Below are 22,210 nucleotides of genomic sequence, written 5' to 3' on the forward strand. Positions count from 1 at the left end.
TTAGTCAGCCGGTGCCCCTTGGATGATACTTCCGATATCTTCAAGGGCGTATTGGCTGAAATACTTGACCTTCAAGCCGCGGCTTTCAATAAACGATCGAATTTTTTCGTAATCGGGATGGGACTTCAGATTGCCGTTAAAGATGATTTCATCTCCAACCCGACCGGAGGCTCCGCCCAGAAAACCATAAGGAAAGCCCCGCAAAGCCACATGCCCCGGATCCACCAGCAGCACATCCAGCTTCCCGCTGCACGCCTTATAAATGCCCCGGTCTGCGGTGATGATCGAGGTTTCATCTACAATCACGATATTACATTTGGCATACCCCTGCCGAACGTGGATTTTCTCCATACTTTCTGCTTGTGTCAGCAGCGCTTGATCCGTATAGGTCAAATTGTGAATGAAAAAGGCTCCAGTGCAGGCTGCATTGTAAACGATGTTTTGCGGATACTTGGGGCCAATTTTGGAAGGATCGCCGAAAAAAACCGAACCGCCCGGCCCCATCCCGCACAGATAAATATCCGGATGGGCGGACACCGGGTCGTAGGTGCGGTCTGTGGGGGCGATCAAATGGACTTGATGCCCGGCCCGCTGCAAATGGTCGATCAATATGGAGTTGGCCGTTTGGGATACATAAATCATACTCATATCCCAAGTATAGCATGGCAAAGGACATTTTCATAAAAATTTTCTTGCATTTCTTCGGATGAGCGGGTATACTACATATCCGTAACAACAGAATCAGACAGTTCGCGACCATCCTGTCTCTAAACAAAACTACGGGAACCGCAGCGGTGCATGTCAATCCGCTGTCATTTGGGATGGTGCTTTTAAGGAAGCGCCTTTTTTGTTGGGAAATTTATCGGAAAGGACCCGCTTATGGATCGATACAGCAGAATAACAGAAAAAAATCCCCGGGAGATCGTTCTCCTCCGGGGCAGCGGATGCAAATGGAGAAGATGCCGCTTTTGCGATTATCACCTGGATTTTTCATCTGATGAAAAAGCAAACTATCGGCTTAATAAACAGGTGCTTGGACAGGTGGAAGGCATTTACAGCAGTTTGGAAGTCATCAATTCGGGCAGCTTTTGCGACCTGGATGAAGAATCGATAGGTGAAATTCTGCAGGTTTGCAAAGATAAAACCATCAGCCGGATTCATTTGGAGTGCCACTGGCGCGATCGGGAAACCCTTTCCCAATTCCGCAGCTTTTTTGGAGAGCATGGGATTCAAGTGACGGTAAAAATGGGAGTGGAAACCTTTGATGAGGTTTTTCGGGATGGTGTGCTGCAAAAGGGCATGGACCACGTAAAGCCGCAGGAAATCGCACGTTACGCCGATGAGGTCTGTCTGTTGTTCGGACTGACCGGGCAGAGCGAAGCTTCTATGATAAGGGATATGGAGACCGGCCTTGCGTTTTTCAACCGGGTTTGTGTCAATCTGATGACGAAAAACACATCGCGGATGGAGCCGGATCCCGTTGTCCTTGACATTTTCAAAGACCGGATCTATCCAAAGTACAGCGCGGACAGCCGGGTCGATATTCTGTTGGAAAACACAGACTTTGGCGTTGGAGGAGAATCAAGACATGAATAACGAACTATTATTGATGGGATCGCTGATCCTGATCTACGGAGGCGTTCTGGTTATGTACCGGATTTTCGGCAGAACCGGCCTCTACTGCTGCACGGTAATTGCCACGATTACAGCCAATATGGAAGTCCTGCTGATGGTGGACGCCTTCGGTATGGAGCAGACCCTGGGCAACATTCTTTTTGCGGCCACCTTTTTAATCACGGACATTCTCAGTGAAACCGCAGGGAAAAAAGCTGCCCAGAAGGCGGTCAACATCGGCATCGCCACTTCCGTGGCTTTTATTCTCATTTCCCAGTCCTGGCTCCTTTATACGCCGGCTGCCAGCGATTGGGCCAGGGAAAGCTTTGAAACCATCTTTACCAATACGCCAAGACTTATGATTGTCAGCTTTCTGGTCTATGCCATATGCCAGCGCTTTGATGTATGGGCTTATCACAAATGGTGGGCCTTCACGACCAAGCGGTGCGGCGACGGCAAACGGTTTTTATGGCTGCGAAACAATGGATCCACCATGATATCCCAAATCCTCAATACGGTGCTATATACCTTCGGCGCGTTTTTCTCCATGTATGATCTATCGACGCTGATCAGTATATGCGTGTCCAGCTATGTGATCTTTTTGGTCACAAGTCTGGCCGATACGCCGGTTATCTATCTGGCCAGAAGGATGAAAAAAGAGAAAAATTTTCTTGACATGAATAATAATTCATGCAATAATAATTGATAAATGCGAAGACCAGAAACTAGTAAATCCGCCAAAGCCCTACAGAGAGCAGCCGGAAGGTGAGAGGCGCAGGAAACCGTCGGATCGAATACATTCTGCGAGCAGTCCGCTGAACGGGAATTTTATGCAAAGGAATTCCGCAAATAGGTTGGAACGGGTTCACCCGTTATAGTGAGCGAGTTTAGTAAGAACTCAGTGAGGCTGCGGTTGTGAGGCTGCAGTGAACAGAGGTGGTAACGCGGTATATAATCTGCCCTCTGAACATAGTTCAGAGGGTTTTTTCGTTTTTGGAAATACGCTCTGTAAAATAAAACAGAAAGGATTGAAAAAAACTATGTTAATCAAAATCTTACTATTGTGTGTATTCTTTGCCATCATGATCGGAATCGGCCTTTATTGCAGAAAGCATGCCACCGACGTGAACGGATTTGTTCTGGGAGGGCGCTCCGTAGGGCCGTGGCTGACGGCGTTCGCTTACGGCACCTCCTATTTTTCCGCTGTTATATTTATCGGCTACGCAGGACAGTTCGGATGGAAATACGGCATCGCCTCCACCTGGATCGGCATCGGCAATGCCTTAATCGGTTCCCTTTTGGCTTGGGTGATTTTAGGCCGCAGGACACGGATCATGACCCAGCACTTGGATTCTGCCACCATGCCGGAATTCTTTGGCGCCAGATTTAACAGCAAAGCGCTCAAAGTGGGAGCATCCGTTATCATATTTATCTTTTTGATTCCGTATACAGCTTCCCTGTACAACGGTCTTTCCCGGCTTTTCGGGATGGCCTTTCATATCGATTATACGGTCTGCATCATCATTATGGCCGTGCTGACCGGGATCTATGTCATTGCAGGAGGCTATATGGCAACCGCCATCAATGACTTTATTCAGGGGATCATCATGCTCTTTGGAATTATAGCCGTCATCGCGGCGGTGATTATGAGCAAAGGCGGCTTTATGGAAGCTTTAAACGGCTTGGCCAGCGTGGAAGATCCGGCTGTATCTGCGACTCCGGGCGCCTTTAATTCCTTCTTCGGTCCTGATCCGCTCAACCTGCTGGGCGTGGTCATCCTCACATCCCTGGGAACCTGGGGTCTGCCTCAAATGGTACAAAAATTTTACGCCATTGAAAGCGAAAAATCCATACATAAAGGAACGATCATTTCAACGCTGTTTGCCCTGGTCGTGGCTGGCGGATGCTATTTCCTGGGCGGCTTCGGTAGATTGTTCTCTGACCAGATTAATATCGAAGCGGACGGGTTTGACGCTATCATTCCCACGATGCTTTCCAACCTGCCGGACGCCCTGGTGGGGCTGGTGGTGCTGCTGGTGCTGTCGGCATCCATGTCAACGCTGTCCTCACTGGTAATGGCATCCAGTTCAACCCTGACCATCGATTTTCTCAAGGACAATTTCATCAAGAACATGAGCGATAAGACCCAGGTCTTTGTGATTCGTGTATTAATTGTAGTCTTTATCGCCATATCGGTTGTGATCGCAGTCATTCAGTACAGGAGCGCGGTAACCTTCATCGCCCAGCTGATGGGCGTGTCCTGGGGCGCGCTGGCAGGCGCCTTCCTGGCGCCGCTGCTCTATGGTCTTTACTGGAAGGGGACTACCAAGATCGCCTGCTGGTGCAGCTATGTCTGGGGCGCGGGGCTGATGATGCTCAATCTGCTTTTCAGAGAATCTTTCCCCATGATCCTGCAATCGCCAATCAATGCGGGCGCCTTCGCCATGCTTTCTGGGCTGATTATAGTCCCGGTGGTGAGCTGGCTGACGCCCAAGCTGGACCGCCAGATGGTGGAAAACTGCTTCTCCTGGTATGAAGAGCCGGTGAAAGTGCCGGCAAAATTTGCCCTCAGCGATGGGGAGGAGTAAAAGATTTAAGAAAGTCCTGCCGGATGGAGCAGATTTGAGAATAGGGCGGACTCAGGCCCAGCAAGCGTTTGAGAAATTCCATTTGGCCGGCGGACAGGGGCAGCTGCCGGTACCAGGGCTGTTTGCCGCCGCTGCCTTTGGAAACAGGGTAAAGGGCATATAATAAGTAAAGAAAAAAGTCTCCCAGATAGGAAAAGTCGGACTGGAAGAGAGCGTGCTCCTGATGGGCAAATCTGGCCAGTCCGAAATCCACCAGAGACAGCCGCTGCTGGTCCGGATCCCACAGGACGTTGGAAATGCGAATATCCCTATGGACGATGTCTTTATGGTGAAGATAAGCGATCAGGTCCAAGAGCTGCACCATAATTTGATGGATCTCTTCATACGTAAAGGGATGGCGGCGGGAAAAGAGCAGCTGCTTGATCGATATGCCGGGCATATATTCCAGCACAAAAAAATAGCTGCGGCCTTCGTTGACAATCCCCAACAGCTCAGGCACAGCAGGGTGCCGGAGCATAGAAAGAATCACAGGTTCAAAATGATTTTTGCCTGTGTTCTTTTTTTTCATCGGATTGTGGAGACGTTTGAGCACCACAAGCTTGCCGCCTGCGGATCGGGCGGCAAAACAGCTGCCGTACCTGCCTTGGCCGAGGCTTTTTTCCAGCTTGTAGCCTTGAAAGCTGCGGCCTATATATCTTTTTGGAAAAAGGAGCATTTGGGACTATTTCCTGGGAGCGCCGCAGGACGGGCAGAATTTTGCGTTGTCCGGCAGTTTTTGTCCGCAGCCTGTGCAGATGGAGCCGCTGTTCATCTTAGCACCGCATTCCAGACAGAATTTCGATCCGGCAGGAACTTGGGAGCCGCAGGACGGACAGAAGGAATTTTCCTGTGGCTGGCCGCTGGAAGACAAGGGCTGCTGGTAATTTGGCTGTTGATATTGGTTCCCCTCCGGGTAATATCCCCTTCCGCTGCTGAACGATCCCATCAGGCCTCCCAACTTGCCCAACAGACCTTTTTTCTGATAATGACGTCCGCCGTTATGGGGATTTCTGTACGGGTTTCTACCGCTTGATGCTGAAAAAAAGCTCATGGTGGTTCCTCCTTTTGAATGAAAAGCTTTGCCTTGGATTGCTGCTGATCGATCACAGCAGGATGCGTGATCCCAATCCCGCAGGCATCATATATATAAGTATATAGCCTGAACATTAAACTAAGATTAAAAAAACATTTGAGACTGGCAAATTTCCCCCGTTGTACTGCTTCTGGTGAAGTCTTGGCTCATCTTGCAGCGGATGTTTTGTAATGGTGCATATTTAAATTGACAAATTCTAAGATTATGATATATTTATATTAAATATAGTTATGTTAGATATATGGAGGCAGATATGGCAAAGCAACAATTGGATACGCTTACCGAGCCAATGTATTACATCTTGCTGGCTTTGACAGAAGAGAGGCACGGGTATGACATCATTAAAAGCACAGCAGAATTGACAAAGGGACGAGTGAATTTGGGCGCAGGGACAGTCTACAACCTTCTGAAACGGTTTGATGAAGAGGGTATCGTCGAAAAGACGAAAGTGGAAGAGCGCCGGAAACTATACCGCCTCACACCAAAGGGCAAAACAATCCTGGAAGAGGAGTACAAACGTTTATCCAATCAGGTATCCGATGGAAAGGAAATATTGAAAGGAGCGTCAAAATGAATTATCTTTACAAATTCTGGCCGAGGCCTGAAATTGAGACGAAAAAGAAAGTGGAACAATACCTTGCCTATATGGCAGCCAGAGGGTACCAGTTTGAATCCGCGGGCTTGTGTCTGGCTTCCTTTAAAAAAGGAGAACCGCAGGAGCAGTGTTATTGCGTTGATTTCTTTCGGGATCTCGGGCAGGCCAAAGACGAATACCTGCAATTGTGCGGCGATAGTGGCTGGGAATATATCGACAGTACCTCCTATGTATACTACTTCAGGAACAAAAGTGAGATTGAAAGTCCGGTGCCCCTGCATACTGATGCGCAGGTTGAAAAGAATAATTTTGACGATACCTACCGAAACGGGAGGGTGGGCACCGTTTTCTGCATTGCCTATGTGCTGATTATTCTTTGTGGATTTATCATATATGGCCCCGAAGATATCATCAGCGAGTTCTTCCTCAGTACAAAAACAATCTTCTTGTTTTACCTGCCCCTCGTTCTCTTCGTGAGTACCTTTATTTACGGGCAAAAGAAAAAAAGGAAAATAAAAGACGGGAATCCGGCAAAACGGTATGAAGTGTTTTTGAATATTTCTCCGCTGCTTTACCTCTCTCTACTTTTGATTATGATGCAAGTTGGCAGTATCGTTATTTATATTGTCGAAAAACTTATGTGATTATTGAAAAAAGCATTTGAAGCTGGCAAATTTCCCCCATTGTCAGAAACCTGCAAGTCCGCTATAATAGAATCTATGGTGAACATAGGAAACGACTGGGACCAGGTCCTGGAGGGAGAGTTTGAAAAAGAATATTATCAGAAGCTGAGACAGTTTCTGATCCAGGAATACAAGACCAAAGTCATCTACCCGAATATGTACGATCTGTTCAATGCGTTGAAATTCACGCCCTATAAGGAGGTAAAAGCAGTTATTTTAGGGCAGGATCCGTATCATCAGCCGGGACAGGCTCACGGCCTTTGTTTTTCTGTGCAAAAAGGAGTACAAACACCGCCGTCGTTGGTCAATATTTTTCAAGAGCTGAAGGATGATCTGGGGATCGACCCTCCGTCCCACGGCTGCTTGGAAAGCTGGGCAAACAACGGGGTTCTGCTGCTCAATACGGTGCTTACGGTAAGACGGAGCCAGCCCAATTCCCACCGGGGCAAGGGCTGGGAAATCTTCACCGACCGGATTATCCGGCTGCTCAATGATCGGGAAGATCCGATGGTATTCATACTCTGGGGCGGAAATGCCCGGGCAAAGCAGAGCCTGATTACCAATAACCGGCATCTCATTCTCACCGGAGCCCATCCCAGCCCGCTGGGAGCCCATAAGGGATTCTGGGGCGGAAGATATTTTTCAAAAACAAACGCTTTTTTAAAACGCTTTGGAAAAGAGCCGATCAATTGGCAGATTCCCGAGTAAGATAAGGAGAAGAAATCATGAACCTGAATATTATCATAGCGGCCGCTGTGCTGGCAGCCGTGATCTTGATTTGGCTCGTCCTGTCTTACAAAGGATTTCTCAAGCTGAAGTACAGTGTTGAAGAGGCTTTTGCGACCATGGAAGTGTATTTGAAGAAGCGCCATGGGCTGGTTAAAAAAGTGACAGCAGCTGCAGAAAACTGTCAGGACTTTGATCCTGAGCTGGCGAAAATCGCCCTTCAGCGGAAAAATGCGGCTAAGGACGCCGAAGACATGGAAGAGAAGGTAGGCTGTGAAAATGAACTGTCCGATGCGCTGGGAGAACTGATGGAGCAGGTCCGGAGCCGGGGAGAGCCGGGGAGAGGCTTTCTTAACGCAGAAAAGCAGCTGCTTTCTGCTGAGAATGATATCGAGAATTTCGCCCGCTTTTATAATGTGCTGGTGAAGATGCTCAATACAAGGGTCGGCAGCTTTCCCAGCAATCTGGTCGCCAGGCTGTTTCATTTTACGGGAAAGCCAATGCTCAACACACAGATCGGCAGCAAACGGACTTGATCGGAACCTGGAAAAGCTGATGCAGCAAGACCAGGTTCGAACTTATGAATTGATTGATTACTTACTGGAAGAGAGGAAAACAACATGAAAAAACGCGGCTGGGCATTATTGCCTTTTATTGTATTCATCGTACTATTTGCCGGGGTAGGGATCATCAGCGGGGACTTCTACGGAATGCCCGCGCTGGTAGCATTTGTGGCGGCTCTGTTTGTGGGCATGCTGCAGAACAGGGATTTGACATTTGACGAAAAACTTCACATTATCTCCAAAGGGGCGGGAGATGTGAATATCATCACGATGGTATTGATCTTTATCGTGGCCGGCGCTTTTTCAGGGGTAGTGACGGCAGCAGGCGGCGTGGACAGCACGGTTAATTTTGGACTGTCCATTCTGCCGCCGGGGTTGATGGTCGTTGGTCTTTTTGTGATTGGCTGCTTTATCTCCATTTCCATGGGAACCTCCATGGGTACCATTACGGCGCTGGCGCCCATTGCGCTGGGAGTTTCCCAGCAGACGGCCTTTCCGCTGTCCCTGTGCATCGGCGCGGTTGTCTGCGGCGCCATGTTCGGCGACAATCTTTCTATGATTTCCGATACTACCATCGCCGCGGTAAGAACCCAGGGCTGTGAAATGAAGGATAAATTCAAGCAGAACTTTTTCATCGTCCTGCCGGCGGCGGTAGTAACGCTGATTATCTTCTATGTACGCACCATGGAAATGACTTCCGTTACCAAGGATGTTTATGAGTATAATTTCGTGCAGGTTATCCCTTATCTGGTGGTGCTGATCGGAGCGCTGATCGGCTTCAACGTGTTTTTGGTGCTGATCTCGGGGATTGTTCTTTCCATGATTGTCGGCGTTGCCTTCGGAAAGTTCACCCTCTTGGAAAGCTTTACGGCCATCGGCGACGGTATGGCGGGGCTCTTTGAGATTTCGGTTATTTCCATCATCGTGGCCTGCATCGTTTCTTTGATTAAGAATAACGGCGGTATTGATCTGATTATTGATACCATTAAAAAACGCACCAAGGGAAAGCGGGGCGCCGAATTCGGCATTGCGATCCTGGTGCTGTTGGTGGATATCTGTACGGCCAATAACACGGTAGCCATCGTTATGGCAGGTCCCATTGCCAAACAAATCGGCGATGAATTTGAAGTGGCCCCCAAAAGGGTCGCCTCCATTCTGGATATTTTCGCTTCCGTTGGTCAGGGTTTGATCCCATATGGAGCCCAGCTTTTGACAGCCGCCGCCCTGGTGGGGCTGACGCCGCTGGACATTATCCCCAACCTGTATTATCCCATTTTGATGGCCATCAGCGCCATTCTCTTCATGCTCTTCAGGCCGCAAAAGCTGACATCCAAGCAGCAGGCGGAGCTGGATTCGCAGAAAACAGAATAAATTAGAATTGAAAAGGTCGGGCCCTTCGGGCCCGGATTAATAAAGGGCAAAAAGTAAAATCATCGCTGGGGCTTGTTTTAGTCTAAGTTAGCGATGATTTTTTATCGTGGGAAAAGAAAAAAAGTCAGGAAAGCGATAATTTCTTGCTGATTTTAGGTGGATTGGCAGCAAAAAGGGCCTAAAATCATCGCTTGGAAGGCATTCAGGCACAGATCACGATGATTTGTTCCCGGCCCCGCGAGTCATTTAAAATCTATTTAGAAAAATTTCGAAATAGCTATTGACATTCCAGGTCTAACTGTTAGAATCTATTTAGAAATATTTCTAAATACTGTTGATCAGGAGGTAGGCATTTGGGTTTTCAGAAAACATTCAAGGCATTGTCCGATCCCGTGAGAAGAGAAATTTTGATTATGCTCAGAAATGGGCCAATGCCCGCCGGTGAAATCGCCAGCAAATTTGAGATGACCGGCGCAACGATTTCCTATCATTTATCTCAATTGAAAAAAGCTGGTCTGGTCGCAGAAAACAAACAAAAAAACTACATCTATTATGAATTGAATTCCTCAGTCTTTGAGGAACTTATGCTGTGGTTATCACAGTTTGGAGGGGAAAAAAGATGATGAAACGCAGTCAGACTGTTTTATCGGTCGTTTTATGCTTATTGCCCATTTTGTTGGGGATCATTCTTTGGGATAAATTGCCACAGCAGATGGCCATCCATTTCGATACAACAGGCAATCCTGATAACTATGCGTCTAAGGCTCTGGTCGTCGTGGGGCTGCCGGTGTTTCTCGCCGCAGTGGACGCGCTGGCCATTTTTACAACCAATCGGGATCCCAAAAGAGAGCGGCAGCCGGAAGTCATACGCCGCCTTGTTTTTTGGATTTGCCCGGTAATCTGCAATGTAGCCATGCCGGTGACCCTATTCATTGCTCTTGGAAAAGATATTCCCATAGGTATGATCATTGGTTCTCTGGTAGGGGTTATGATCGTGATCGCGGGCAATTATCTGCCCAAATGCAAGCAAAACTATACGATCGGCATCAAGCTGCCCTGGACGCTGCAGAATGAAGATAACTGGAATTATACCCACCGGACGGCAGGATTTGTGTGGGTTGCTGCGGGAATTTTAATGATTGCCAACGCTTTTCTTAAAATCCCCTATGTAACCCTGATTCTTGTTTTCATTATGGTAGCGTTTCCTTTTATCGGTTCGTACAGATATTATTTAAAACATCAATAAGCCTTAAAGGCAGTCGATGGCCGGCTTTACCTGGTAGAATGCTTTCAGCTTCTCGTACTCTTCAGCAGCTTTGGAATTGGCGGCTTTGGTTTTGACCGCTTTTATCATAATGTTTTTCGAAGTGTGCTCCAGGCTGGTGAATTCGATCATGGCCACATCGTAGCCGCAGGCTTCCAGTTTGAGTCCGCGCAGGCCGTCGGTGAGCAGTTCGGTAAACCGATCCTTGATAATGCCATGTTTGAACATGGGCTGGTGCAGATCGTTTTTAATCTGGGAAAAGAGCTCATGCTGGCAGCAGGGTACGGAAAGAATGACCGAAGTATTCCACTTGACCGCATTGATCAGCGCGTAATCGGTGGCTGTGTCGCAGGCATGAAGGGTAACGACCATGTCCGCGTGATCGCTGGTATAATCCGCGATATCTCCCATGAGAAACTGCAGGTTCGTATAACCCAGATCATAGGCCGTCTGGCCGCAGAAGGCAATCACATCCTCTTTCAGATCAAGGCCGATGACCTCCGCATTCATGCTCTTCATCACATTGAGATAATGGTAGAGGGCAAAGGTCAGATATGCTTTCCCGCAGCCGAAATCGATGATCCGCAGAGGTTTTTCGCGGGTATCGGGAAGGTGGGGAAATACGTCCTGCAGGATCTCCAGGAAGCGGTTGATCTGACGGAACTTGGCATAGTGCTTTGGAAAAACTTTGCCCTGCTCATTCATGACGCCCAGGCGGATGAGAAAATCACAGGGCGTTCCGTCGGGGATAATATACTGTTTCGCTTGATTATGCTCCAGATTCTCCTGTTTTAAAGTGCCCGGCTTCCGGGTGATCCTGGGGCGGTCCGGCTTTGCCGCCAGAATCTGCACATCCTCTTCTTCTGTAAAAAGGTTGATCTGTTTGAAATCCCGAAGGACAAAATCAATGCAGAACTCTAAAATCTGTTCGTTCTCAATATTTTCGTGAATAGCCTTCTTTTCGTAAGTGTATTCGGCCTGCCAGGAGGGTCTGCCGCAGTGAAGGAGCGGCCTGATGGTGACGCGGCGATAGGGCAGGGATTTTTTCCGCGGACTGCTGAATATAATCTTGACCGGCGTCCTTTCGAAAAGACAGGTGGAAAACGTTTCTTTTAACTGATTCATAATATACCTTTCTCTTGCTTCAATCGATTCGTTACAAGTGTAACATATCCTCCTTCAAAATCCCAGCCGGATTTTCCAAGCCTGCCGGACAGGTTGGTTTTAGCCCCGCAGCCGTCGATACAGCGTCGATTCGCTGATACCCAGCCGCTTTGCCGCCTCTCGTTTCCCCTCCACAGACCAGCCGGTTTCCTCTAAACAACGGATGATCAGCTGCTTTTGGTAGTCGGCGCTCTGCTTTTTAAAATCCATTGCGGAACCCGAACTGGTATGAGGATTTCGAATCTTATCGGGAAGGTTTTCAATCTGAATGGCTTGGGAAGTTTCCATATTAATGGCGTACTCGAGGGCGTTTTCCAACTCACGAACGTTTCCCGGCCAGGCATAAGCGGCTAGGCATTGATAAGCGCTGCGGCTGATGGTCTTGATATCCTTGCCCAGCTTGTCCTGGAATTTGCAAAAGGCATGGTCGATCAACTGGGGGATGTCCTCCGGCCGCTGTCTGAGAGCAGGGATGTGGAGAGGAATGACGCTGAGACGAAAGTACAGATCTTCCCGGAACTGATTCTCTTTAATCATGGCTTCCAAATCCTGATTGGTGGCAGCGATGATCCGCACGTCGATAGAGACGGGCGACTGGCCGCCCACTTTGTCGATCTGTCTGGTTTGAAGTACCCGGAGCAGCTTGACTTGCAGGTGAAGGGGCATGTCTCCGATTTCATCGAGAAAAATAGTACCACCGTCGGCCAGCTCGAATTTTCCGATCTTGCCGTTTTTATCGGCTCCGGTAAAAGCCCCTTTTTCATAACCGAATAATTCGCTTTCCAGCAGCATTTCCGGAATAGCGCCGCAATTGATGGATATGAAGGGTTTTTGATTTCTGGAACTTGAAGTATGGATGGCCCGGGCAAAGAGTTCCTTGCCGGTGCCGCTTTCGCCGGTGATGAGAACCGTGGAATCGCTGGAAGAAATCTGAAAAGCACGCTGTTTTAATCGAGCCATGACCGGAGAATCGCCGATGATGGAGTCAAAGCTCCCGGAAGCCGCCGACATGTCCAGCGCTGAATTGAGACGCTGCCGCAGGGAACGATTGTGCAGTTCTACCAGCAGTCTGCTGGCGATCAATTCGGCCATGATTTTGAGGAAGGCCAGCAGCGTTTCTTGTTTGGTCCCAATCTTCTCTTTCTGCTCAGAAGTGAAGGCCACGAGGCCGATGAGCCCTGCTGCCTGTCCTTCAATTACAATGGGGCAGCAGATTTCTGCCAGTTCCTTTTCCTGGGGATCGTATAGGGGATCCTTTGCCGGGTCCAGGCAGATATAATGGGAGCAGGTTTTGAGCAGATACCCGTACAAATATGGAGACTCCAAATCGCCGCCTTCTTCATAAGAATCGACTTTATCCAAATATCTGCCAGTACCTCCGATGATCATCAGATGGGAATCCACGATTTCCGTCTCAATTCCAAGCGCGGCAGTAATTGCTTCCGCCGCTTTTTGTACAGTTTCTTTAATACGACCTAATTCCATTAAGTTCTACCTCCTGTACATAGTATAGCAACATCTGCCGGCTTGTCAAATTTGACAAATCTTTGACAAGAAACCGTCTATGAGAATATAATAGAGACATCTATGAGAGGGGCAAATTTATGGAAAAACAGATGGAACAAAGAAAAACGGAACTGGAATTAGAAGATACCAGACTGATTATGGAGGAACTGGAAGAGATTATAGAAGGTTCCTTCGACGGAATTCTGGTTACCGACGGACAAGGAAACGCTCTCCTTGCAAATACCTCTTATGTACGAAATACTGGGATTAAAAAGGAAGACATGATCGGCCATAATATTAAGGAGTTTTTGAATCCTGTATGGATGAAAAATTCTGCGGTCCTGCTGGCCATACAGCAGAAGGGACCGGTATCTCTCCACCATACAACCCAGCATGGGCGTAACATTATGGCTACCGGCCGGCCGATCTTTGATGAAAACGGCCAAATAAAACGAGTTGTTGTCAATACAAGAGATATCTCCGAAATCTATGAACTGCAGGAAGAGCTGTTGAAGGCGAAGAAGATGGAAAAGCTTTACTTTGATCAAATGACTGCTGAAGGAGACGAGGACGGAGGCGGAGAAACGATTGTCGTGACCGATCCCAGGATGCGGGATATCTATGCTTTGCTGGGAAAGGTCTGCTCCTTTGATACGACTGTACTGATCTGTGGAGAGTCGGGTGTGGGCAAGGAAGTGGTAGCCAGATATCTGCACGAAAAAAATACGCTGCGAAAAGATAAACCGTTTATCACCGTTAACTGCGGCGCGATTCCTGAGAATTTATTGGAAAGTGAGCTGTTCGGGTACGAAGAAGGGGCTTTTACCGGGGCGGCCAAAGGAGGGAAGGTTGGGCTGTTTGAAGCTGCGTCAGGAGGAACGCTTTTCCTGGATGAGATCGGAGAAATGAGCCTGAACCTGCAGGTCAAGCTCTTGCGGGCGCTTGAATCCCGAACTGTTGTGAGGGTAGGCGGAACGCGCACGATTCCAGTGGATGTGCGGATCGTTGCCGCGACCAACCGAGATTTGGTGAAAATGGTGGATGACCAGCAATTCCGTGAGGATTTGTTCTATCGGCTCAACGTGATCAGTGTTGATCTTCCGCCGCTGAAAGAACGAAAAGGGGAAATCGCACCCATGACATTAAAATTTCTAAGAAAATTTAACAAGGAATACGGACAGGACAAAAAGATCACCTATGAAGTAATTAAAGAATTTGAATCATACAGCTGGCCGGGAAACATCCGTCAATTAAAAAACACTGTGGAAAACATGGTGATAGTCAGCAGCAACGAGTATTTGCAGCTGGATGATATCCCCTGGATGGAAGAGGGGGCCAATGTGCAAAAGAACGAAAAGGGAGAAGTGCCGCTGCAGCAGGCTATGGAAAATTACGAAAAAGAGCTGCTCAAAAAAGCAAAGGAAAAATACGGTTCCAGCAGAAAAGTAGGCGTGGCGCTGCAGGTGGATCAGTCTACCGTGATCCGGAAATTAAAAAAATACGGATTATAAGCAAATCCAGTTAAAGAGGGAATCAGCATCAAAGTGATGTAATTATGCAAGACGACATCTTATAACGATGTAAAACTGCATCGATTTGAAAGATATAAAAGGGGCACAGTCAGAAAACCCAGAGACTTTTGAAAAAAAGTTTCTGGGTTTTTCAATGGCTGTGTCTGTTTTTTGATAGAAATTGAAGCTGCGCCGCGAAATTGGCATGCCAGTTGCGATTAGTAAGATAAAGAAAACACGATGAAGGAGATGAAAACATGTTAGACGCTATTAAAAAGGTAACGGTAATGGGCGCCGGTATCATGGGGAATCAAATCGCGATACAGACAGCGATGCATGGTTATCAGGTCGTTTGTTACGATATCAGTGAAGATATGATTAAGAAGGCAGCGGAATTCTCCGATTCCTGGTTAGAAAAAAGAGTGAGCAAGGGGAAAATGAAAGATTCTGAAGCCCGGGAAATACAAAAAGCTCTGACCTTTACCACCGATACGGCTGCAGCAGGAAAGGATGCCGATTTTGTAGTAGAGGCTGTATCGGACATTGTTACTGTTAAGAAAAAGGCGCTGGCAGCTATGGACGCTGCGACTCCGGCGCATACCGTCTTTGCCAGCAACAGTTCTTATATCGTCAGTTCCCGCTTTGCGGACGCTGTCTGCGATCCATCAAAAGTGCTGAACGTACATTTCTTTAATCCGGCGCTGGTGATGAAAGTGGTGGAAGTTGTCAGAGGCCCTCATGTGGCCAAAGAGACCTTTGATACGGCATACGCTTTTGTAGAAAGCATAGGAAAGACACCGGTTGCCATTGAAAAGGAAATCTATGGTTTTGTTGTAAACCGTATCTTCAGCGCTCTGACAAAGGAAGCATGTTATCTGGTGGATCAGGGCATTGCCTCCATCGAAGATATCGATACGGCAGTCAAAGGTGCTCTGGGACATTCCATGGGGCCCCTTGAGACCCTGGATATGACAGGGATCGATCTGGAATACAACGTATATATGGAAAAATTCCGGACAACCGGTGATATGGCGGACCGGCCGGCCGCCTGCCTGACGGAACACTATGCCAAAGGCGAGTATGGCCGCAAGACAGGAAAAGGATTTTACGAATACAGCAAATAGATAACAGGAGGAGAACAATCAATGGAAGAAAGAAAAACGTTTTGTAAGATGAGCGATGTTGCCAGTGAATACGAAAAAAAACTGGTAACTGCCGATGAAGCAGTCAAGGTAGTGAGATCCGGCGATCGGGTTCACTACGGACTCTTTGGAGGCATTGTAAGGGATTTGGATCTGGCCCTGGCCAAGAGAACGGAAGAATTGGAAAACGTATTGGTGATGGATACCATATGGAATTATCCGGAGCCCCCTGCTATCCTTCAGGCGGATCCACAGGCAAAACACTTTAAATACTTGTCCACCCACATGAGCGGTTTGGACCGTAAGATGAACAAACAGGGCTGCTGCTGGTTCATTCCGGTCCAGTTCCGGGAAAATCCCAAATACATGGCCGAAAACGTCGGCCCCATCGATGTGGCTATGTTCCAGGTAGCGCCGATGGATCAGTACGGGAATTTTAATTTCGGACCCCAGCTGGCTGAATATTGGGGCATCATGAAATCGGCAAAGAAGGTTATTGTAGAAGTAAATCCATGTCAGCCGATTATTCATGGCATGCAAAACACCATCAACATTTCCCAGATTGATCTGGTAGTGGAAGGGCAAGCCAGACCATTGCCCAACATCGTCGCAAAAGAGGCTACTGCGGCGGAAAAGAAAATTGCCGAACATATTGCAGAACGGATTGAAAGCGGCTCCACCCTCCAGCTGGGAATCGGGGGAATGCCCAACTACGTGGGACAGAAAATCGCTGAATCGGATATCAATGATCTGAGCGTACATACGGAGATGTTCGTAGACGCTTATGTGCATTTGTATAAAGCAGGAAAAATCACTGGCAATAAGCGTACCAACAAAGGCAAAATGGTGTTTACTTTTGCTATGGGTTCTCAAGAAGTCTATGACTTTTTGGACGATAATCCGATGGGCTATGTGGCGCCGGTGGATTATGTCAATGCTGTTGAAGTCATTGCGGCCAATGATAAAGTGGTCTCCATCAACAGCTGCCTGCAGGTGGATCTCTTCGGACAGGTCAATTCCGAATCGGCAGGACTGCAGCATATCGGCGGTACAGGCGGACAGCTGGACTTCGTAATGGGAGCCTTTCAGTCTCAGGGCGGAAAAAGTTTCCTGTGCACGCCGTCAACCAGGACCAATCGTGACGGCAGCGTCCAGTCTCTGATTATGCCCACCCTGCCTCAAGGATCCATTGTTTCGGCACCTAGAAGCGCCACACATTATGTGGTTACAGAGTTTGGCGCAGTCAATCTCAAGGGTAAATCTACATGGGAGAGGGCAGAACTTTTGATTTCTATCGCCCATCCAAGGTTCCAAGAAGACTTGATTCGAGAAGCAGAGAAAATGGGAATTTGGAAGAACAGCAGCAAAGTTCAGTATTGATAAAACGATGTTTCCTCTTATTTAAAGTATAAGTGCAATAAAACACAGCCCTCTTTCAATCGGGGCTGGGGACACCTCAGCAATGGAAAAAATATTTTTTCCATTGCTTGCGGGCGTACCTGATTATGGGTGATGTGTTGCAGGAATATACATTTAAACTCCGATTTTTAGAGGGTTCCTTCACAGTAAAAAGATTGTAGAATTCAGGTTTCTATGCTAGAATGAAGGCATGTGAAATGGACTGACGGTTTGGGGACAAGTTTTAGATCCGTCCAAAGGGAGGAACGAGAGAATGTTGGAAAAAAATCGGGCTATTGATCCAATCATAGACCTATTAGATGATGCGCCGGTATCCGCATATGTCAGTGCGATGGACAGCCGGGAATTGCTTTATGCGAATAAGATGGCAAAAAGACGATTTTTTTCTTCAACACAAGGCTGTAAAGCAACTGGCTCTTGTCCGGCGGGGTTTGAAGGACCCTGTCCTTTTTTTAATGGGGGGAAAAACAAAATTCCTATTGCCCGATCAGGCAAATTCTTCTGCCCGCAACATGGGTGCAGCTATCGTTTTAGAAGCAAGTCCATTCCGTGGGAGAATGGAACGGCTGACCTTACTTACCTTGAGGAAGATCGTCAAGGTGAGCAGGCCGACCTTCAAACAAAAAAGCAAAATTTTCAGGAGTTTTTCAGCAGCATCCCATGCGGACTTGGTGTTTATCAATTAGACCAAGAACACATTACGCTGCTGTTCCATAATCATGCTTTTTACGAAATGGCGGGATATTCCCCTGAGCAAAGTTCTTTACTGGAAAAAGAGACAACCTTTTTGGGTGTTCATCCGGAGGACTTATCTCTTCTGAAAGAAAAAATCTTAAAGGCGAGCCGGGAAAACGGTATTTTGCGGCACACTTTCCGTATATGGAATGACTTAAGGCAGGAATACCGGTATTTTGACCTTCATGGATCGGTTAAAGAAGCAGAAGCTGGAAAGAAGCTTCTATACGGTGTGTACACCGATGTCAGCGAACGGGTACAATTGGAAAAAGAGATGACAGATACCAGTGAAAAAATACAGGATATCGTAAATGCCATACCGGGAGGTGTGGCGATCTATAAGGTATCGGATATTTTTGAAACAATTTACTTCTCTGAGGGTGTTCCCGAACTTTCCGGATACACAGCTGAAGAATATCAGCAGTTAATTAAACAAGACGCAGCGGAACTGACGTACTTTGAAGATACAATGAAAGTCGTTTCAAAGGCGAAGGAAGTTATTGAAAGCCGCGGAACTGGGGAAATTGAATTTCGAAAACAGCACAAGGACGGGCAGATCGTATGGGTCCGGGCCCAGATAAAATGGATCGGTGAAGAAAACGGCTGCCCGCTGCTGCACTGCGTATTCCATAACATTTCCGACCTGAAAGAGACCCAGTCGGAAAAGGATCTTTTGATTAATTCTATACCAGGAGGTATTGCCAGTTACCGGATAGAAGAAGGGCGCTTTATACCTGTCTTTTTTTCAGATGGAGTTACGGCCCTCTCCGGACATACAAGGAAAGAGTACGAGGAGCTGCTGGGCGGCAATGCTCTGAATCTCATTTATGAACCAGATAAGGAGCGGGTAGCGGCAGCCGCCCAATCTGCCATTGAAAACGGAACGGTGATGGACGTCTCCTACCGGATGGAGCATAAAGACGGGCATTTGGTTTGGATCCACCTCAATGGGAGACGTATGGGACCATTGTCGGAATCCACAAAATTCTATGCTGTGTTCACAGGAATGTCGGCCGAGACTCGATTGTTTCAGAGTATTGCTGATGAAACGGCAGATGGGATATATGTAATCAGCAAAGACAATTACGAGCTTTTATATTCCAATGAGTCAAAAGCACTATTTGTAAATGAACAAAACTGTCTAGGAGAAAAATGTTATAAAGCGCTGCATGGTAAGGATTCACCCTGCGAATTCTGTACCCTCGGCACTCATGATCCCGATGGAAGCGAGCACGAAATGGCGATAGAAGAAACGGGCCAGTTTTATAAAACCCGCTTCCGGGAAATCGAATGGAATGGAATATCCGCCTATATTAAATATATTCATGATGTTACAGAAGAGATGAAAACCAAGAGTGAAAAAGAACGCTTGGAGCAATATTTTCAAACAGTAGTGAAAAATCTTCCAGGAGGAGTGGCCGTCGTACATTATGAAGAGGACGGACATATGGTACCAGAGTTTTTGTCCGATGGTTTTGCAGAAATGACGGGTATGTCCTTGGATGAGGCATGGGAGCTGTATGAAAAAGACGCCATGTCCGGTGTGCATCCGGATGATTGGGAGCATGTTAAAGAACAGATGCGCGCTTACATTACCAGTGACAATAATCGCTGTGAAATTGTTTATCGTCTTCGAAAAGGAACGGATAGTTATGTTTGGGTAAAAAACACGCTTACATTATTTCCTAGCGAAGGCGGGGGAAGCCGTGTATATGCCGTCTATCATGAAATGACAAAAGAACGGGAAGAAAAGGAGCAGCTTCGCAGGCAATATCAAGAATTGATTATGAGCCATTATCATACGCCGGGGCCGAATGCGCTTATTATCGGACACTGCAATATTACCCAAAACATGATTTTAGATGTGATTGATTATTCCTATTCGGATTTGCTCGATACCTTTGGCTTTAATCGGGATGCTTTTTTTTACGGCCTTTCTAATTTTATACCGGAGGAGGATCGAAAGCGATTTTTGAGCATTTATCTGAATGAACCTGCGATGAAAGCCTTTGAACGCGGGGACTCGGAACAGAAGATGGAATGCTTTGTCAAGCTGCCCAAAGAAGCAAAGGGCCGCTACGTTGAAATTAAGATGAATATGATTGCAGCTCCCGACAGTGATGATATTACGGGGATCTTAACAGTTACCGACGTTACGGAGCGGACGATCGCTGATCGGGCGCTTCATAATTTATCGGTTACTGGCTACGATTTTGTAATCGATATTGACTTGACGGACGATCGCTGTACGGTGCTGGCCCACAATGGAGAAAGTGATTGTATACCTGTCTGTCCGGGGAGTTTTTCCCAATGGACGGCATATATGCTGCACACAAAAATTGTGCCAAGAGATAAAGATTTATATCGAGATAGCCTGGATCCGGAGTATATGAGGGAGAGCTTGAAGAACGGATCTTATACATTTACTTATTCAATTGCTGAGGAAAAAGGCGATATACGCACTAAAAAAATGACGGTTTCCAATACTGATGAGCGATTGGACCGGATATGCCTATCCAGTACGGACATCACTGACTCGGTAAGGGAACAGCAGGGACTGCTGCGCATGATCGCTTATACCTTTGAATTGGCCAGCTTTATTGATCTTGGGAGCAAACATTTTACGCTCTATACAAGAGATACGGTTCTAAATAATCTGCCGCCTCATTACATTGAAGATTATGAGGCCTCCATCACACGTTTTGTCGACCGTTATGGAATGGATGAAAACCGGCAGGAGTCGCAGATTCAGTTTCAAATTCAAAATATGGTGATGCGCCTGCAAGAAAAGCCGAGCGGATATGACTTTCTGTTTCCGTATCGTACAGAAGGCCGCGAACGATACAAACAGATCAATGTCCTATGGGGGGATTCCAATCATCGGACCCTCTGCTTGGTGAGGGCGGATGTGACCGATATGCTTGCTGAGGAAAGACAGCGGAAAAAAGAACTGGAAAAAGCTTTGGCACAGGCAGAAGAAGCCAACCAGGCAAAGAGTGTATTCTTGTCTTCAATGAGCCACGATATCCGTACCCCGATGAATGCGATTATGGGCATGACCTCATTGGCTGTGGCTCATTTGGGTGATCAAAAGCGAGTAGCTGATTGCCTGGACAAAATATCCATTTCATCCAAACATTTATTGAGCTTAATTAATGATGTTTTGGATATGAGCAAGATCGAACGCTCTAAAATTACCCTCAACCACATGCAGATTGTTCTTCCTGATCTGATCGGGCAGCTGGCGGACATGATGATGCCGCAGGCAGCAGCTGCTGACCTTAAGCTAAAGATCGAGGCTGGAAATGTCAGACACCAGCTGTTTTATGGTGATGTACTGCGTATGAACCAGATTTTCATTAATCTTTTAAGTAACGCAATCAAGTTTACTCCCAGGGGCGGAAGCATTGATTTTCTGGTGGAGGAGCTGGAACCTGCAAAACAAAAGGGATATGCCCGTTATAAGTTCACAGTCAGAGATACTGGAATCGGGATGTCGCAAGATTTTCTGACCCATTTGTTCGACCCCTTTGCCCGCAGCCTGGGAGTCAGCTCCATTGAAGGAACCGGATTGGGACTCAGTATTACTAAAGGATTGATCGATTTAATGGGAGGTACGATTTCCGTAAAAAGTAAACCTAATGAGGGCAGCATCTTCAGTGTGGAATTGGAATGTGAAATTGCGGCAGAAGAAAAGGATCATAAGAATAAGGTCTTTGAACCAATGGGTAATAAGATGAAGCCGGAAAAACGTTTCGATGGATGCAGATTTCTGATTGCTGAGGATAATGCGGTCAATGCAGAAATCCTTTGTGAGTTGCTGGACATGTATGGGGCCGAAACCATCGTTTGTACAGATGGACGTCAAGCAGTGGAAGCTTTTCTCGATGCAGAGCCAGGTACCTATGATGCGATTCTCATGGATATTCAAATGCCAGAGATGAACGGGTATGAGGCGACTCGCGTTATTCGCAGTCAAACGCGGCAGGATGCGGCAAGGATTCCCATCATCGCCATGACTGCCAATGCTTTTGCTGAGGATATTAAGTCAGCACTGGAGGCGGGGATGAATGCCCATATAGCCAAGCCTCTGGATGTGGAGGTACTCCGCAAAACCATCGGCCGGGTATTGGAGTCGGAGGCGTAGCTGGATGTGAACCGGCTTGTATCCTAAGCCTCTGGATCGACGATTTGAAA

The 22,210-nt window shown here is 47.3% G+C and carries 19 protein-coding genes; 14 read left to right on the forward strand and 5 right to left on the reverse strand.

Annotated elements, in window-relative coordinates; translation table 11 throughout:
* Complete coding sequence (locus LG211_RS03890; protein ID WP_269477023.1) at positions 1–642, reverse strand: DUF6873 family GME fold protein; 642 nt, start codon at positions 640–642, stop codon at positions 1–3.
* A 237-nt stretch (positions 643–879) separates the two neighbouring features.
* Between LG211_RS03890 and LG211_RS03895 the strand changes: the two genes are divergently transcribed.
* The 3 genes from LG211_RS03895 (at position 880) to LG211_RS03905 (ending at position 4,202) form a co-directional block, all read left to right on the forward strand.
* Positions 880–1,596: a radical SAM protein gene (locus LG211_RS03895; RefSeq protein ID WP_227754988.1), complete on the forward strand. Its 717-nt coding sequence runs from the start codon at positions 880–882 to the stop codon at positions 1,594–1,596.
* Positions 1,589–2,320 carry a queuosine precursor transporter gene (locus LG211_RS03900; protein WP_148396574.1) on the forward strand — a complete coding sequence of 244 codons (732 nt, stop codon included), beginning with the start codon at positions 1,589–1,591 and terminating at the stop codon, positions 2,318–2,320. Before LG211_RS03895 ends, LG211_RS03900 begins: the two co-directional genes overlap by 8 nt.
* A 334-nt stretch (positions 2,321–2,654) precedes the next feature.
* Entirely contained in the window at positions 2,655–4,202 is a 1,548-nt protein-coding gene (locus tag LG211_RS03905) for a sodium:solute symporter family protein (protein ID WP_253019523.1), read from the forward strand.
* Here the strand turns inward: LG211_RS03905 and LG211_RS03910 are convergent.
* Positions 4,183–4,917, reverse strand: coding sequence for a serine/threonine protein kinase (locus LG211_RS03910; RefSeq protein ID WP_227754990.1), 735 nt, complete (start codon positions 4,915–4,917; stop codon positions 4,183–4,185). The genes LG211_RS03905 and LG211_RS03910 overlap by 20 nt on opposite strands.
* A gap of 6 nt (positions 4,918–4,923) precedes the next feature.
* On the reverse strand, positions 4,924–5,292 hold the full coding sequence (locus LG211_RS03915) for a zinc ribbon domain-containing protein (RefSeq protein ID WP_148396571.1): 369 nt from the start codon (positions 5,290–5,292) through the stop codon (positions 4,924–4,926).
* A gap of 295 nt (positions 5,293–5,587) precedes the next feature.
* Between LG211_RS03915 and LG211_RS03920 the strand changes: the two genes are divergently transcribed.
* From LG211_RS03920 to LG211_RS03950, 7 genes are all read left to right on the forward strand, one after another.
* A complete protein-coding gene (locus LG211_RS03920) occupies positions 5,588–5,908 on the forward strand; it encodes a PadR family transcriptional regulator (protein ID WP_148396570.1) in 321 nt (106 codons plus the stop codon).
* Complete coding sequence (locus tag LG211_RS03925; protein WP_227754992.1) at positions 5,905–6,573, forward strand: DUF2812 domain-containing protein; 669 nt, start codon at positions 5,905–5,907, stop codon at positions 6,571–6,573. Before LG211_RS03920 ends, LG211_RS03925 begins: the two co-directional genes overlap by 4 nt.
* A gap of 75 nt (positions 6,574–6,648) precedes the next feature.
* Complete coding sequence (locus tag LG211_RS03930; protein WP_253019527.1) at positions 6,649–7,320, forward strand: uracil-DNA glycosylase; 672 nt, start codon at positions 6,649–6,651, stop codon at positions 7,318–7,320.
* A 17-nt stretch (positions 7,321–7,337) separates the two neighbouring features.
* On the forward strand, positions 7,338–7,874 hold the full coding sequence (locus LG211_RS03935) for a LemA family protein (protein ID WP_148396567.1): 537 nt from the start codon (positions 7,338–7,340) through the stop codon (positions 7,872–7,874).
* A gap of 84 nt (positions 7,875–7,958) precedes the next feature.
* A complete protein-coding gene (locus LG211_RS03940) occupies positions 7,959–9,272 on the forward strand; it encodes a Na+/H+ antiporter NhaC family protein (RefSeq protein ID WP_227754994.1) in 1,314 nt (437 codons plus the stop codon).
* Between the two features lie 353 nt (positions 9,273–9,625).
* The gene (locus LG211_RS03945; RefSeq protein ID WP_148394567.1) at positions 9,626–9,895 is read left to right on the forward strand and encodes an autorepressor SdpR family transcription factor; all 270 of its coding nucleotides are present in this window, start codon (positions 9,626–9,628) and stop codon (positions 9,893–9,895) included.
* A complete protein-coding gene (locus LG211_RS03950; protein ID WP_269477024.1) occupies positions 9,892–10,518 on the forward strand; it encodes an SdpI family protein in 627 nt (208 codons plus the stop codon). Before LG211_RS03945 ends, LG211_RS03950 begins: the two co-directional genes overlap by 4 nt.
* A gap of 3 nt (positions 10,519–10,521) precedes the next feature.
* Here LG211_RS03950 and LG211_RS03955 read toward each other — a convergent pair whose 3' ends face one another.
* On the reverse strand, positions 10,522–11,661 hold the full coding sequence (locus LG211_RS03955) for a class I SAM-dependent methyltransferase (protein WP_148394571.1): 1,140 nt from the start codon (positions 11,659–11,661) through the stop codon (positions 10,522–10,524).
* Between the two features lie 99 nt (positions 11,662–11,760).
* Complete coding sequence (locus LG211_RS03960; protein ID WP_148394573.1) at positions 11,761–13,185, reverse strand: sigma-54 interaction domain-containing protein; 1,425 nt, start codon at positions 13,183–13,185, stop codon at positions 11,761–11,763.
* A gap of 119 nt (positions 13,186–13,304) precedes the next feature.
* Between LG211_RS03960 and LG211_RS03965 the strand changes: the two genes are divergently transcribed.
* The 4 genes from LG211_RS03965 (at position 13,305) to LG211_RS03980 (ending at position 22,160) form a co-directional block, all read left to right on the forward strand.
* Positions 13,305–14,717, forward strand: coding sequence for a sigma-54 interaction domain-containing protein (locus LG211_RS03965; protein ID WP_148394575.1), 1,413 nt, complete (start codon positions 13,305–13,307; stop codon positions 14,715–14,717).
* 257 nt (positions 14,718–14,974) lie between these two features.
* Complete coding sequence (locus LG211_RS03970) at positions 14,975–15,841, forward strand: 3-hydroxyacyl-CoA dehydrogenase family protein (protein WP_269477025.1); 867 nt, start codon at positions 14,975–14,977, stop codon at positions 15,839–15,841.
* Positions 15,842–15,862: 21 nt separating this feature from the next.
* The gene (locus LG211_RS03975; protein ID WP_227754997.1) at positions 15,863–17,239 is read left to right on the forward strand and encodes an acetyl-CoA hydrolase/transferase family protein; all 1,377 of its coding nucleotides are present in this window, start codon (positions 15,863–15,865) and stop codon (positions 17,237–17,239) included.
* 292 nt (positions 17,240–17,531) lie between these two features.
* A complete protein-coding gene (locus LG211_RS03980; RefSeq protein WP_269477026.1) occupies positions 17,532–22,160 on the forward strand; it encodes a hybrid sensor histidine kinase/response regulator in 4,629 nt (1,542 codons plus the stop codon).
* Positions 22,161–22,210: the final 50 nt, after the last annotated feature.

It is taken from the genome of Hominibacterium faecale, from assembly GCF_020734085.1.
Taxonomy (GTDB): domain Bacteria; phylum Bacillota; class Clostridia; order Peptostreptococcales; family Anaerovoracaceae; genus Hominibacterium; species Hominibacterium faecale.

What these genes read in the sequence shown, in the direction of transcription:
- LG211_RS03890 (WP_269477023.1), bottom strand. Translation starts at nt 642, where the DNA reads ATGATTTATGTATCCCAAACGGCCAACTCCATATTGATCGACCATTTG.
- LG211_RS03895 (WP_227754988.1), top strand. Translation starts at nt 880, where the DNA reads ATGGATCGATACAGCAGAATAACAGAAAAAAATCCCCGGGAGATCGTT.
- LG211_RS03900 (WP_148396574.1), top strand. Translation starts at nt 1,589, where the DNA reads ATGAATAACGAACTATTATTGATGGGATCGCTGATCCTGATCTACGGA.
- LG211_RS03905 (WP_253019523.1), top strand. Translation starts at nt 2,655, where the DNA reads ATGTTAATCAAAATCTTACTATTGTGTGTATTCTTTGCCATCATGATC.
- LG211_RS03910 (WP_227754990.1), bottom strand. Translation starts at nt 4,917, where the DNA reads ATGCTCCTTTTTCCAAAAAGATATATAGGCCGCAGCTTTCAAGGCTAC.
- LG211_RS03915 (WP_148396571.1), bottom strand. Translation starts at nt 5,292, where the DNA reads ATGAGCTTTTTTTCAGCATCAAGCGGTAGAAACCCGTACAGAAATCCC.
- LG211_RS03920 (WP_148396570.1), top strand. Translation starts at nt 5,588, where the DNA reads ATGGCAAAGCAACAATTGGATACGCTTACCGAGCCAATGTATTACATC.
- LG211_RS03925 (WP_227754992.1), top strand. Translation starts at nt 5,905, where the DNA reads ATGAATTATCTTTACAAATTCTGGCCGAGGCCTGAAATTGAGACGAAA.
- LG211_RS03930 (WP_253019527.1), top strand. Translation starts at nt 6,649, where the DNA reads ATGGTGAACATAGGAAACGACTGGGACCAGGTCCTGGAGGGAGAGTTT.
- LG211_RS03935 (WP_148396567.1), top strand. Translation starts at nt 7,338, where the DNA reads ATGAACCTGAATATTATCATAGCGGCCGCTGTGCTGGCAGCCGTGATC.
- LG211_RS03940 (WP_227754994.1), top strand. Translation starts at nt 7,959, where the DNA reads ATGAAAAAACGCGGCTGGGCATTATTGCCTTTTATTGTATTCATCGTA.
- LG211_RS03950 (WP_269477024.1), top strand. Translation starts at nt 9,892, where the DNA reads ATGATGAAACGCAGTCAGACTGTTTTATCGGTCGTTTTATGCTTATTG.
- LG211_RS03955 (WP_148394571.1), bottom strand. Translation starts at nt 11,661, where the DNA reads ATGAATCAGTTAAAAGAAACGTTTTCCACCTGTCTTTTCGAAAGGACG.
- LG211_RS03960 (WP_148394573.1), bottom strand. Translation starts at nt 13,185, where the DNA reads ATGGAATTAGGTCGTATTAAAGAAACTGTACAAAAAGCGGCGGAAGCA.
- LG211_RS03965 (WP_148394575.1), top strand. Translation starts at nt 13,305, where the DNA reads ATGGAAAAACAGATGGAACAAAGAAAAACGGAACTGGAATTAGAAGAT.
- LG211_RS03970 (WP_269477025.1), top strand. Translation starts at nt 14,975, where the DNA reads ATGTTAGACGCTATTAAAAAGGTAACGGTAATGGGCGCCGGTATCATG.
- LG211_RS03975 (WP_227754997.1), top strand. Translation starts at nt 15,863, where the DNA reads ATGGAAGAAAGAAAAACGTTTTGTAAGATGAGCGATGTTGCCAGTGAA.
- LG211_RS03980 (WP_269477026.1), top strand. Translation starts at nt 17,532, where the DNA reads ATGTTGGAAAAAAATCGGGCTATTGATCCAATCATAGACCTATTAGAT.